The organism is Corynebacterium sp. HMSC066C02 (assembly GCF_001814945.1).
GTDB classification, from domain to species: domain Bacteria; phylum Actinomycetota; class Actinomycetes; order Mycobacteriales; family Mycobacteriaceae; genus Corynebacterium; species Corynebacterium aurimucosum.
On sequence record NZ_KV818476.1, the window covers coordinates 103,881 to 117,566 of the forward strand.

Here is a 13,686-nt window from a genome sequence, read left to right on the forward strand (position 1 = left end):
CCACCGCGCACTTTCTGGGGTTGCCCGCAAATCGTGGACACGTAGTGGAGCTACCTAGTGGTTAGGCAGCTATTTCTTTTCTGCTGGTGGTTGAACCGGTGTGGTTCTCGAAGTCGACGGGGCTGACCATCCCGAGTGCGGAGTTTCGGCGCCGGCGGTTGTAGACGACTTCAATCCAGTAGGCAACGGCCTTGCGCGCGGCATCACGGGTCGCCCATCGCTTACGGTCGTAGAATTCGGTTTTAAGCGTCGACCAGAACGACTCAGCCATCGCGTTATCGAAGCACACACCAGTACGCCCCACAGACTGAGCAATGCCCAGTCTGCTGCAGACCTCCCAGAGCTTCTCACTGGTAAATTGCGTTCCACGGTCAGCGTGAAACACCAGCCCATCAGGAACATCACCGCGCAGCGTATGCGCCATCCGCAGGGCCCGTTCAACCAGGTGTGTGTCTTGAACACTATCCATAGCCCAGCCCAGTACCCTGCGGGAATGACCATCGCGGACCGCGCACAAGTACAACCAGCCCTCATTCGTTCGTAGATAGGTAATATCTGACATCCACACTCGGTTGAGCTCACCAGTATCAAACATGCGCTTGACCAGGTCAGGAAGAGTTGACTTACGCTTGGCTTGTATCGTTGTCACCGGGACAAAGGCACGCGGTGAAATCCCTTCAATGCCCATCATGCGCATCCGCTTAGCCACAGTCTTACGGTTAAGCGAAATGCGGTAGCGCTCGGCAAGCTCTGCGGTGATCCGCGGAGCACCATAAACCTCATCAGAGTCTTTCCAAATCTGATGAATCTTACGGTCAACATCATCGTAAAATTCTGCCCGATCATCCTTTCCGGATAGCCGTTTCTGCTGCGCATGGGCCCATTTGTAATATCCAGACCGAGACACTTATAATAGGCGTGCCATGCGCTTGATGCTGTAGTTCGCCTTGCTCTGGCTGCATCAATTTGAACTTTTCTGCTCGCGTTGCCTCAAAGCGAAGAAGGCTGTCGCTTTTGACAAAAACTCGTTATCCATCTTCGCTTCTGCCAACTCACGGCGCAGACGAGCATTCTCAGCTCGGAGATCAGCCTCGCTCATCCCATCTGAGGCTCCTCGGCGTTCACGCTCGAGTTTGACCCACCGGCCTAAAAGCCCGGCAGAAACGCCAATCTCCTTAGCCACATGAGCGATCGGTCGCTCTGACTCGATAACCAGGTTCGCGGCCTCACGCCGGTACTCAGGCGTGTACTTCTTGCGCTGTTGACTCACAATGAACATCCTCTCCTACGGACACAAGATCCGTACAAATAGGGTGTCCACTAAACGAGGGTAACCTCAGGATTGTGTTGTCAGTTTCTTGTAGATGACGATTTTTTAAGACTGTTGCTCCGCCGTAGAAGAAGGATTGATTTTCTCACGTGTCGGGAACGCGGTGCGCGCTCTCTGCCGTGATTGGGGATGTAGTCCTCATACGCAAAGTGTCCGATCCCTCTCTTGCGAATGACGGTGAAATAGTCATTACGGGCTAAATAGTCTCTACCAGTAAAGAGCGATGATATCGCCTATCAAATAGCGATTTGAATCATCGTTCGGTGGGTGTAAGACGTTTTCCTCGCTTTTGAGTGGAGCTCCGGCTCCTCGCTCTAAACTAATCGCCTTGCTTCGCAAGCTTCCGATCTCATCGGGATTGGTTTCTGTGCTTCCCCGCGACGAAAGTAAAACATCAACTTGGTCAAATGCATCTTTAAGTTGACGTTGAGAACTATCGGTAACCATTTGAGCTATCTCGTTAACTTGTGGTTCTAGTTGAACCTTGAGTTCCTCATCGTCGGTTCTGATTTGTAAGTAGTAGCGGAGGATTCTTCCTACTGCATCTGAAACTGGTGCTTTTGCTTTCTGCTTGCCGCTTAATATGGAATTCAACTCGGCAACCTCTGCATCAAAGCCCTCTAAGCCAGGCAATCCCCTAGCAACATCGAAGAGCTTGAGGGGAGACCAGCTAGTCGAGGGGGTATCTTGGCTAACTCGAACCAGGGCAATGCACTCGGATTGGTCGAAAAGAAAGCCTCGAACATCTCCCCAATAGTTGTCGAGTTGGGTAAGACCGACAAGACGAATAGGACTATTTGCCTTGCCATCAGATCGACGGATGAGTGTGCTAGCTTCTTCGTCCCAGTCCCAATCAACGAGCTCCGAGTTTATTGGAATTTGGCCGATTAGCATTTGCTGAATTAGTTGGGCGGCCTGGATAAAGGTGTCATCCTGGGAAATTCCAAGCGCTGGAGTATTGGCCGAGGTTTCGACAAGCGCGCTAGCAATGGTGCTATAGGCATAAATTGAATGGGCTTCTAGGCGTATTCTGACCTGAATTAGTTGCCCGCGGTGTAGTCCACCAGGCAGTAACTCTCGTTGAATGCTGGATTGCGGCACGCCGTCCCAGATCTGACTTTCTTTTCCGGCATAGGATTCTCTCGACACAAAATCTCTGAAAAGAGACTGTTCTGAAGAGACTTGTTCGATCTGTAGGGCTCTGCTTTTTCCAGATCGGAAGCTGATAGATGATGTGCCATTCGAGGCCCTATCATTGAGGTGAGAAATGGACGCACCGCCTCCGAGTGTTAATCCTAAGTCCTTTGTTTTCGTCTGAGTAAGGGTCGTTTTGGCATCCTCAGGACCGAACCGGGAGATATACAAGCTACGAAGAGCCAACTCATCGAGATAGAGGAACTGTCTTATGTCACCCAGCGGCGCCGCTTTACGGGAAAGCCGCTCGATTTTTCTTAGAATCCGTGCGCGACGGAAGCTTTCCTGCTTCTTCCTATAGTTTCGGAACCAACTCTTAATATTCACTTTTCTTCGCCTTTTCGTGCATTTCGCGCGGTAGTCGCTTTTTCAAATCCCAAAAGAAAGTGATCATTATATATTCTTGAACGACCTTCGATGACAGCTAACTCTCCTGAGTACTGGAGAATCGACCGTAGTTCTGCGGCAGTCCATCCTTCGGTTTGTGACGAAATCTTATCGAAATCAATATTGCTAGCTAGCGTTGGCGTGCGAGACTTTAGAATCTCAAGACGGTCCATTTGATTCGGTAGACGAAAATATACTTCGCGGTCAAACCTCCCGGGTCGGCGCAGTGCGCGGTCAATGTCGGAAATACGGTTGGTTGCCCCGATAGTTAGGACATTTTCAGGTGCCCCTACTCCGTCCATGTTCGTGAGAAATACATTAACGAGACGGGAACCGTTTTCATACGCATTCGAACGGTCTTTAGTTAAAACATCAATCTCATCAACAAAAATGATTGACATTTCTTGTTTAGCAGCGTCCTCGTATATTGCTTCAAGTCGTTCTTCACTTTGCCCGACTAGCTGACCACCTAGAGACGCGGTTGTAACCAAATAGAAGGCGGACCCAGACTGGGCTGCCATTATTTGAGCTAAAAAGGTCTTCCCAGTTCCCGGTGGACCTGCGAAAAGGATCCCGTGTACAGGATCAACCTTCATCTGTGAGATTAACTCTCGTCCCTCCAGCGTGGTGTACAACTCTACTATTTGTTTTGCGTCGGTCAGTATCTCGTGCGAGCCGACAAAATAGTCCCACTGAAATCTCTCAGGGTCTAGGTCAATACGAAACTTCGAGGCACTGGCTTCATCCTCGATAGTGCTTTTTCGCGCTGCTTCTTGTGGGATGACTCTCAAAATCGAAGAACTCTCATTGAAGAGGGCGTAATCTCCCAGACTCCATCGAGCATTTCTATGCACCAACTTGTGGGAATACCCGTCTGGAGTCTTTATAAGAATTTCGTCGGGGCCGGACTTTTGTTCGATAACCCCAATTTGGGCCTTAACTTCCCAGCTCTCGTCGGATGCGATTTCCCAGCCCGAGGAATACACGAGGATGTCGCCTACCTTAGGGCTCAATGTCTTGATCTCTTGATCCCCGGCTAAAAGCAGCCCATTTGGTAAACGCACCATCGGCGTTCCTTGGGGTGTGAAGTGATCGAGCTTAACCGTGAGTGTTGTTAACGGTTCGTCCAATGATTCGCTTCTTCCGATTGCTCCCGCGGCATTACATGCGAGGTTGATGGATGTTTACGGCCTGAGTGGGCTTCACTCTATAGGTTGAGATTTATTAGCGTCTCAGTATATCCGCATCGTTTAACAGGAAGCACGCGATTCCTTTAGTCATTTGCATCCGCAGGATGCTTAGGATTCCGATTCGACGTGTTGCTGTAATTTTGTGTGCCAAACATTTGAGGTGGCGATGAATGAAGCATTGGTTGCGGATTTGATTCTCTGACGGCGGGTTGCCGTCTGGATAGATCGCGGGCCGATACTCGAATTCTGACTGGGATCGCTGTGTGGTGAAAGTTTGAGCAAATGCGCAGGTCGTTGAGTGATTGTTTAGTTCTGTTGCAAAGTTGGGCGGAGAGCAGCGAAGACTCAGTTTCTCATTTCCTGATGGCCGCTGTGTGTGGGCGTTGTTAGGCCGTCTCGAAGACCCTGTTGACGATCACCGCGTCCGGGTTCGGTTGCCCGTGAGGTCAAACACAGTGCCTTGCCCTTTCCGCAATGAGTGCATCGCCTCCATCCCTTTCAACGTCCGATATGCAGATGTCCGGTTCTTAAACGTGCCTTTCGGCCCGAGGATCCGCTTCAGTCGACCATGGTCGCCTTCTAGGATGTTGTTGAGGTATTTCACCTGTCGGTGTTCCACTGTTGGCGGGCAGGTTCCCCCTGACTTCAACTCGGCGATTGCCCTGGCTAGGGAGGATGCTTTATCGGTGTTGATCACTCTGGGATACCCGGCTGACGCATTGTATCTGAGAGCCTTGGCCAGAAAACGTTTCGCTGCGGCCACGTTCTGCTTCGGAGAGAGGTAAAAGTCCAGGGTCTGGCCACCGGCGGTGATCGCCCGATAGAGGTAGCACCACCTGCCGCCGATCCGGATATAGGTCTCACCACCCGCCAGGAACTGGCCTGCCAGTCAGGTACCTGCCGGTACCACCGTGTTTGCTTGTCCAGCTCAGGGGCGTATTTCTGGACCCAGCGGTAGGCCGTGGTGTGATCAACCGGCACACCCCGCTGAAGTCATCATTTCCTCCAAGTCTCGGTAGCTCACCCCTAGCGGCAGTACCACCGCACTGCCCACAGAATGATGTCACGGGGGAAATGACGACCGGAGAAGATACCCATGGCTGTGATTATTTCACGTCGCTCTTCCTACTGCCCCAACTTTGCAACAGCACCCAAAGCCCTGGAATGAACTCCTGTCACCAGGGTCATTCCAGGGCATATTTCCTGACTAAGAGAAGCAGTGACACAGAAGGCCTACCTCAGCGTGGGTCCTGTGGGCGTGCAGGTTCCGTGTGTGGCTGGTGTGCTGCGGCATGGTCGGTAGCGATTGATGACCGACTCTGGAGCGGGTGCCTTGTCTGGTCTCGTGGTTCAGGGTGGGTGGACTATTCGGCGGGTTGGATCTCGCTCTCGGTGACCCACTTGTGGTTGGTCATCGTCATCCCGTCGACGGTGAGATCAACCATGTAGACCGTCTCCTCGGTGGAGTAATCGATGGTGGCCTCAGCACCCTTCATGCCGGACATGTGCTCGGCATCCAGGACAACGCTCGCCCCGTCGGGCAGGGGGGCCTGACCCGGATCGACGAGCTCCTCATGGACGACCCAGCGGTGGTCGGTAACCGGGGCCCCACCCTCGGTGGGGGTGTAGCTGACCGAATAGGTCGTGGTGTCAAAAGCCCCGGAAATGGTGGCGGTGGCCCCGTCCATGCCGGGCATGTGGTCAGCGGTGAGGATGACCTCGGTGCCCACCGGGTACGTGGGATCCTCGGTCTCTTCAATGCCTGCCGGCGGTGCCCCGCCGTCGGCAGGGTGGTCGTGCCCGCCGTGCTCTTCGTCGGCAGTGGTGGTGTCTTCCTGGTGGGTCTCGTTGGTCTCTGCGGTTGCCGTCGTGGTGCTGGTGCTGTCGGCATCGTCAGAGTTGTCGGTGGCGTCGCTGCAGGCGGTCAGCGCCAGGGTGGAGGTCAGTACCAAGGCGGCGAGGGTAATGCCGCGTTTCATGAGCGTTCCTTTCAAAGGTGGTGTGAGTTAGGGGTCGAGAGACAAGGTCAGTCAGTAACGGTTACGGGGGATATCGACCCACTGTGTTCCTCCTTCCCGTCGGTCGGAGCCAGGTGAGCCGGATCTAGATCAATGCGGCGCAACAGCTGGGCGTTCAGGGCCACCACGATGGTCGAGGCAGACATCAAGATCGCGCCCACGGCCGGGGACAGCACGAACCCGATCGGGGCGAGCACTCCGGCGGCCAGCGGCACGGCGAGGATGTTGTAGCCAGAGGCCCAGATCAGGTTCTGGATCATCTTGCGGTAGCTGGCCTGGGACAGCTCGATCATCGACAGCACTGCCCGCGGGTCATCACTGGCTAGGACCACCCCGGCAGATTCCATGGCCACATCCGTGCCGGCACCGATGGCGATACCGACATCCGCGCGGGTCAAAGCGGGGGCGTCATTGACACCGTCACCGACCATGGCCACGCTCAAACCCCGGTCCTGCAGCTGCGTGACCTTGGTGTCTTTGTCCTGAGGCAGGACCTCGGCGAAGACCTCATCAATGCCTAAGTCCTGACCGACAGCATGGGCGACCTGCTGGGCGTCGCCGGTGATCATCGCCACCTTCACCCCGCGGTCCTGCAGGGCTTTCACGGCGGCGCGGGATTCGGGGCGAATCTTGTCCTCGACGGCCACGGCACCGATGATCTGACCGTCGCGGACAATATGGAGCACGCCGGCCCCACGCCCGGTCCAGGCGCTGGTGGTGTCGGTGAGCTCGGCCGGGGTGGTGAGGTTGAACTCGCGCAGCATGTTCGGCCCACCCACGAGGATCTCAGCGCCATCGACAGTGGCCCGGATCCCGCGGCCGGAGGCGGCGGTGAAACCGGTTGCGCGCAGTGGGCGGCGTGAGGCCTCCGGGTGTGCGGCCGCGGCAGCCACGATGGCGCGGGCCACGGGGTGCTCGCTGTCGGCCTCCGCGGCGGCGGCCAGGGCCAGCAGGTGCCCTTCCGAAGTACCGGGCACCGGGGCGACACCGGTGACCGCGTGCGCACCCTCGGTCAGGGTGCCGGTTTTGTCGAAGAGCACCACGTCGATGGTGCGCATCCGCTCGAGCGCCATCCGGTCCTTGATGAGCACCCCGGATTTCGCTGCCCGCTCGCTGGAGATCGCAATGACCAGAGGAATCGCCAGGCCCAGGGCGTGCGGACAGGCGATGACCAGCACCGTGACCGTGCGCACCACGACATCGTCCGGGCTGCCGATGATGGTCCACACCACCGCGGTGATCAGAGCGGAGATCAGCGCGAACCAGAACAACAACGCCGCCGCCCGATCCGCCAGGGCCTGGGCCCGGGAGGAGGACTCCTGGGCGTCGGCAACCATGCGTTGGATCCCGGCCAGGGCGGTGTCCCCGCCGGTAGCCTCCACCCGGATGCGGACGGTGTTGTCGGTGGCCACGGTACCGGCGACCACCTTGTCACCGGTGTCGCGGAAGACGGGACGGGATTCGCCGGTGATCATCGCCTCATCGAATTCGGCGGCTCCGTCGAGGATGGTTCCGTCGGCCGGCACCCGGGCACCGGCCCTCACCAGCACGACGTCGTCGACGACCAGCTCAGAGATGGACACGGTACGGGTGGTGCCGTCGATGACTTTCTCGGCCTCATCCGGCAGCAGGGCAGCCAGCGCGTCAAGCGCGGAGGACGCGGCCCCGAGAGCGGACATCTCCAGCCAGTGGCCCAGCAGCATGATGGTCACCAGCAGGGCCAGCTCCCACCAGAAGTCCAGGTCGAAACCGCCCAGCCCCAGAGTGGTGACCCAGGAGGCGACAAACGCCACGGTGATGGCCATGGCGATCAGGAGCATCATGCCGGGTTGGCGGGATTTCAGTTCTTTCCATCCGCCCTTGAGGAAAGGCGTTCCGCCGTAGGCGAAGATGATCGTGCCCAGCACCGGGGGGATCCAGGTGGATCCGGGGAATGCCGGGAGGTGGTAGCCGAGCAGGTGGGCGACCATGGGGCTGAAAATAACGACGGGAATGGACAGAATCAGCGACCACCAGAAGCGGTCTCGAAACATTGCGGTGCTGTGTCCGGCGTGTTCGCCGTGACCATGAACGTGGTGGTCTTCGTCCGGGGCGGAATGCGGGTGATCGTGGGGCATCGCCTGGCCGTGGGTGTCGGCATCCGCATGGTGTTCGTGGCTGGCAGGATCCGGGTGGTGGGTGTGGTCTGTTTCCGGAGCGGGGTGATCACCGGAATGGTGGGGAGTGCTCATGACGTTCCTTTCGCTCAACCCGGCCGGGGTCGAGATGATGGGTGAACTGATCAGGATAAGACGGTGTAGCCGGCCTCCTCGATGGCTCGGCGAACCATCTCTGGAGGTACGACACCGGTGACCGTGACGGTGGAAACATCACCAGCAGCGAGATCAATCTGGACGTCGTCGACCTGGGGGAGGGCCTGAAGGGCCTGGGTCACGCTTTTCGCGCAGTGCCCGCAGGTCAGGCCGGTGACCTGGTAGCTAGGGGAGGACGCTCCTGCTGACGAGTCGCTGGCGGCAGGGATGGAGGCGGTGTCGGCACGAGAGGCAGGTCCGCAACAGCTGCAGCCGTGGGAGGCCATCGGCAAGAGGCGGGGCTTGGAGGTGATCATGGAAAAGCTCCTACGGGTCGGTGGGATGCGGTAACGCTCGCTAGCATATACCCCCCGGGGGTATATTTTCAATGGGTGGAGGGCACGGCTCTCACGCGGGGCAGGGTGTGGTCATCGAGCAGCCTCCTCACTGTCGGGAGGGGACAGCGGGAGGCGGAGGGCAAATACCGCTCCGCGACCGGGTCCGGGGGAGGTGGCGGTGAGAGTGCCGCCGTGGGCCTCGATCAATGCCTTGGAGATGGTCAGACCGATACCGGCCCCGGCGTCGTCCCGGCTGCGGGCGGCATCCCCCCGGTAGAAGCGTTCGAAGATGTATCTGAGCTGGTCAGGTGGGATGCCCTCGCCGTCATCGGCGACGTGGATGAGTGCGGTGGAAGCCCCCTGTCGGTGGACGCTGATCCGGACCTGCCCGCCGGCCGGGGTGTGCCGTAGCGCGTTCGACAGGAGATTGCTCATCACCTGGCCGAAGCGTTGCCGGTCCACGAGCACCCGGGCGGTGTCTGTAATGGTCTCGACCTGTAAATCGACGCCTTTGTCAGCATAAGCTTCCCCCGCGGCAGCAGCGGCGGTATGGAGCAGATTCCCGAGCCCTTCCTCCGCCAGGTCCAAATCGATCCGGTGTTCCTGGGCCCGGGAGACATCGTCGATGTCTTCCATCAACCGGGTCAGGCGGGTGAGTTGGTCAGCCATGATCGTGTGGGTGGCATTATTCCAGTCCACGACCCCGTCTTGGAGACCATCGAGGTAGACCGTGAGCACCGATAAGGGGGTGCCCATTTCGTGGGCCAGATCAGAGAGCATCTGGCGGCGGACCTGTTCGGTGTGTTCCAGCCGGTCGGCCATGGTGTTGAAGGTATGCGCCAGGGTGGTGACCTCGGGGCCTGCTTTTCCGGCGGGCACGCGGATACGGGAGTTGCCGGCCGTCAGGCTGGTAGCGGCGCGGGTGAGGTCCTGCAGGGGGGTGCGCAGACGACGCGATAACCACAGGCTGGCCAGCAGGGCGCTGATCAAGGCGGTGGGCAGGGCGACGGCCAGGGTGATCAGGTTGGCGCCCCGGTAGGCCTGCTCGGCATGGAACAGCTCCAGCGAGGGGTCCTCCCGGCCGGTCATCAACATATGATCATGGAACAGGGTCGGACCCACCATCGTGGCCACGGCCGAGGCCACCAGCAGGCTAATCACCACGACCAACACCTGGGCGGCCAGGAAGCGGAAGGTCAGGCCGGGTCCGTGATTCATGGTTGCCCCACCCGGTAGCCCACGCCACGCACGGTGTCGATAAACCCCCGGCCCCGGGTGTCGGTGCCGAGCTTGCGACGCAAGTTGCCGATGTGGACATCGACGATGCGTTCATCACCGACCCAGGTGGTGTCCCAGACCTCGGTGACCAGGTCGTGGCGGGTCAGCACCTGGCCGGGGCGCAGGGCCAGGGCAACCAGCAGCTCGAACTCCGTGCGGGTGAGCTCCACGGTCGTCTCCCCCACCCGCACCTGATGGGCGACGGGGTCAAGGATGAGGTCACCAACGATCAAGGGGGTGGTCACCTGCGGTGGGGTGGTGCTGGTGCGCGGGCGGCGCAGCACCGCATGCACCCGGGTCACCAGTTCCCGGATGCTAAAGGGTTTGGTGATGTAGTCATCCGCCCCCAGGGTCAAACCGCTGATCTTGTCGTCCTCGCTGCCACGCGCGGTGAGCATGAGGATGTAGCAGTCCGAGAAGGTGCGGATGCGTCGGCACACCTCCAGGCCGTCGAGTTGGGGCAGCCCCAGATCCAGCACCACGACATCGGGGGAAAATCGACGGGTCTCGTCCACGGCCTGGGTGCCGGTGTGCGCCTGGCGGGTATCGAAGCCGGCCCGGATGAGGTAGGAGGCCACCATCTGAGCCAGGGGTTGTTCATCATCGACGACCAGCACCCGCCCCGGGGGCGTGGCGGTGGTCGGTGTGCAGTCAGTCATAGACCCCAGTATCGCTCCGGGCAGGGAGAATACCACCCTCGCTCAGTGCCCGGCGGGGAAATCTTCATCAAATCTTCAAACATCACCCTTCGACCGCCGTCACCCCTGTGCCCCACCCCGGGCCGACGGCATCGCCTCCCCTCGTCGGTTCAGCAGGCGCCACCAGGAATTTCACTGCCTGCACCGCATACTCGGGGCGGGTAGAAGGACATCGCCTACGGCTGTGGGGTGGTGTCCCGGTGGTGACCCAGCCCACTGAGTCCACCCCCTTTTTTACCCTGTTATAAGGCTGTGAGCAGGGTTTTTGATTTCTAGTCCGTCAGGCACCCGTGCTAGATAAAGGTATGGCATCGACCTTGAGACGGTGTCTTCTCACGGTCTTACCACGATCCAAGGAGATTGACGTGAAACGAGCAGCGATCGCAGCCGCCGCCCTTGCCCTCGCCCTCACGGGGTGTTCGGCCGCCGACCCGGAACCCACCGCCGACGGGACGGTGTCCCAGGATACATTCCTGACTACCCATGGCCTGGCCGCCATGGACGCGGTGGAGATCATTGATCACCTCGACCGGCAGAAGGTCACTGAGCGTCCCACGGATCTGATCGCCTCAGTGCGTGCCGATGAACTGCTGCTCTCGAGCGATGGCCAGGAAGTCGTGGTCGATCTTCCCGACAATCAGACGTATGTCTCGATCGCACCCTATCTCACCTCCACCCACGACTGCTTCTACCACAGCCTCACGACCTGCCTGGGGGAACTCGACAATGAGGATATCCAGGTCACGATCACCGATGAGGCGACCGGTGAGGTGCTGGTGGACGAGGCGACAACCACCTTCGACAACGGGTTTATTGGCTTCTGGCTTCCCGATGATGTCACCGGCCTGATTGAGGTCAGCTACCAGGGGCGTACCGGCACCACGGAGTTTTCCACCACCGACGACGGTGCCACCTGTGTCACAGACCTGCGCCTGACGTGATGGCTCAGCAGGGTCCTCACCTGCGACTGTCTCCCGTGTCACTGAAATCTTGCACCAAGGAAGGTTAAATCATGACGAACGCGTTTTCCCGACGACAGTTTCTGCTCGGTGGGCTCGTCCTCGCCGGCACCGGGGCCGTGACCGCCTGCACCAGCGACCCTGGACCCGCTGCCCCGGCACCAGGTCCCTCCCTTCGCCCCACCCCCACTGCGCTCAGTGAGCCGACGGTGCGCCGGACACTGACCGCCCGGCCCCTCTCTCTGGATATCGGCGGCATCGAAGCCAAGACGTGGGGATACGTCTCTGACACCGGGGATGCGGCCATTGAGGCCACCGCCGGCGACGTCCTCCAGGTCGATATCACCAATGAACTGCCTGAGAGCACCTCCATCCACTGGCATGGCATCGCACTCCACAACGCAGCCGACGGTGTGCCCGGCATGACCCAGGACCCCATTGAACCTGGCGAGTCTTTCTCCTATGTTTTTGAAGTCCCCCACGGTGGCACCTACTTCTACCATTCCCACTCCGGCCTGCAGCTTGATCGCGGCCTTCACGCCCCACTGATCGTCCGTGACCCGCAAGACGCTGAGGACCAGGACGTCGAGTGGACCATCGTGCTCGACGACTGGGTCGATGGCATTCAGGGCACTCCCGACGATGAGCTCGACAAGCTCACCGGAATGGGTTCGGGCGACCATAACGGGAAGAAGGGGATGGGAGGTCACGGCCATATGATGCACGGCACCCCGGACCGGGTACTGGGCGGGGATGCCGGCGATGTGATGTATCCGCACTACCTCATCAACGGACGTATCCCCCGTGCTCACCGGACCTTCGAGGCTCGCCCGGGCGACAAGGCCCGCCTGCGGTTTATCAACTCCGGCGGTGACACCATCTTCAAGGTGGCCCTCGGTGGCCACCGCATGACCGTGACCCACACCGACGGCTTCCCTGTCCAGCCTCGGGAGACCGAATCGATCTACCTGTCGATGGGCGAGCGTGTCGACGTCGAGGTCATCCTCGGCGACGGCATCTTCCCGCTCACGGCTTTAGCGGTGGGTAAAGACGACCGCGCCTTCGCCGTCATCCGCACCGCCGGCGGCCAGGCCCCCCACCCCGATGTCGACTTCCCCGAGTTGTCGTCCACCGGACTGCTTCTGTCCTCCCTGAAGCCAGCAGACCGTGCACTCCTGCCCGAGGACACACCAGACCGAGAAGTCAGCATTGACCTGGGCGGGCAGATGATGCCGTATGAATGGAGCATTCTCACCGACGGCCAATCCTCCTCCGCGACCGTGCAGGAGGGCCAGCGCCTGCGGATGGTCATGCGCAACAGGACCATGATGCCCCATCCCATGCACATCCACGGCCACACGTGGGCGCTGCCCGGCAGCGGCGGGCTACGCAAGGACACCGTCCTTCTCCGCCACGGTGAAACCATGATCGCCGACCTAATCGCTGACAACCCCGGTGAGTGGGCATTTCACTGCCATAACGCCTATCACATGGAAACCGGGATGTTCAGCTCGCTCCGCTACGAGTAACCCCCACAGCAGGGTTGAGTGCCGAGGTGGGCGGGGGTGTCCCCCGAGTAGTGGACACGGCGTTGGTGTCAGGGTTGAGCAGTGTATGCCAGGAGTCGACGGGTTGTGCCGTTCCACCGCGATTGCTTCGGACAAGCTCCAACCCGTCCTGAGCAAGGTAGCGATAAGCCAGACTTTGAGGAAACCCGACCTCTTCAATTGCGCTGAGCACAGATCGGCCACTCTCAACCAGAGCGACAACTTGTTGATACTGCTGGTCAACCAAACTCCGCTGAAGCCGAGCACGGTTAAGCCCCTCGCTTTGGCGCCATGCCCTCGCCTGAACCTTCGAGACGCCCAACTCCTTCAGGATCACTGGCACCGGACGCGCATTATGCAGATACGCCTGCACAAACCGCTCACGCAGCTTCTCATCACCTGACATCTACACAACCTCCTAGCTGTATAGATGCATTCACCACCTGAGCCCGCCTG

The 13,686-nt window shown here is 59.4% G+C and carries 9 protein-coding genes and 2 pseudogenes; 2 read left to right on the forward strand and 9 right to left on the reverse strand.

Going from position 1 to position 13,686, the window contains the following annotated elements; translation table 11 throughout:
- Positions 1–61: 61 nt before the first annotated feature.
- From HMPREF2996_RS11660 to HMPREF2996_RS11705, 9 genes and pseudogenes are all read right to left on the reverse strand, one after another.
- A pseudogene (locus HMPREF2996_RS11660) lies at positions 62–1,279 on the reverse strand (IS3 family transposase).
- Between the two features lie 258 nt (positions 1,280–1,537).
- Positions 1,538–2,851 (reverse strand): DUF6414 family protein, encoded by a 1,314-nt coding sequence (locus HMPREF2996_RS11670; protein WP_070645068.1) that lies wholly within the window; start codon positions 2,849–2,851, stop codon positions 1,538–1,540.
- Positions 2,848–4,041 (reverse strand): ATP-binding protein, encoded by a 1,194-nt coding sequence (locus tag HMPREF2996_RS11675; RefSeq protein ID WP_141750578.1) that lies wholly within the window; start codon positions 4,039–4,041, stop codon positions 2,848–2,850. Before HMPREF2996_RS11675 ends, HMPREF2996_RS11670 begins: the two co-directional genes overlap by 4 nt.
- Before the next feature lie 446 nt (positions 4,042–4,487).
- Positions 4,488–5,199 (reverse strand): annotated as a pseudogene (locus tag HMPREF2996_RS12570) (IS6 family transposase).
- 266 nt (positions 5,200–5,465) lie between these two features.
- On the reverse strand, positions 5,466–6,080 hold the full coding sequence (locus HMPREF2996_RS11685) for a YdhK family protein (RefSeq protein WP_070731440.1): 615 nt from the start codon (positions 6,078–6,080) through the stop codon (positions 5,466–5,468).
- Positions 6,081–6,127: 47 nt separating this feature from the next.
- Positions 6,128–8,350 (reverse strand): copper-translocating P-type ATPase, encoded by a 2,223-nt coding sequence (locus HMPREF2996_RS11690; protein WP_070731441.1) that lies wholly within the window; start codon positions 8,348–8,350, stop codon positions 6,128–6,130.
- Positions 8,351–8,400: 50 nt separating this feature from the next.
- Positions 8,401–8,727, reverse strand: a complete 327-nt coding sequence (locus tag HMPREF2996_RS11695) for a heavy-metal-associated domain-containing protein (protein WP_070710498.1) — start codon at positions 8,725–8,727, stop codon at positions 8,401–8,403.
- A 111-nt stretch (positions 8,728–8,838) separates the two neighbouring features.
- Positions 8,839–9,966, reverse strand: a complete 1,128-nt coding sequence (locus HMPREF2996_RS11700) for a sensor histidine kinase (protein WP_070710496.1) — start codon at positions 9,964–9,966, stop codon at positions 8,839–8,841.
- Complete coding sequence (locus tag HMPREF2996_RS11705; protein WP_083313816.1) at positions 9,963–10,685, reverse strand: response regulator transcription factor; 723 nt, start codon at positions 10,683–10,685, stop codon at positions 9,963–9,965. Before HMPREF2996_RS11705 ends, HMPREF2996_RS11700 begins: the two co-directional genes overlap by 4 nt.
- A 404-nt stretch (positions 10,686–11,089) precedes the next feature.
- On the opposite strand from HMPREF2996_RS11705, the gene HMPREF2996_RS11710 reads away from it, so the two are divergent.
- Positions 11,090–11,665, forward strand: coding sequence for a CueP family metal-binding protein (locus tag HMPREF2996_RS11710; RefSeq protein ID WP_070710494.1), 576 nt, complete (start codon positions 11,090–11,092; stop codon positions 11,663–11,665).
- A 71-nt stretch (positions 11,666–11,736) separates the two neighbouring features.
- Complete coding sequence (locus tag HMPREF2996_RS11715; RefSeq protein ID WP_070731442.1) at positions 11,737–13,212, forward strand: multicopper oxidase family protein; 1,476 nt, start codon at positions 11,737–11,739, stop codon at positions 13,210–13,212.
- Positions 13,213–13,686: the final 474 nt, after the last annotated feature.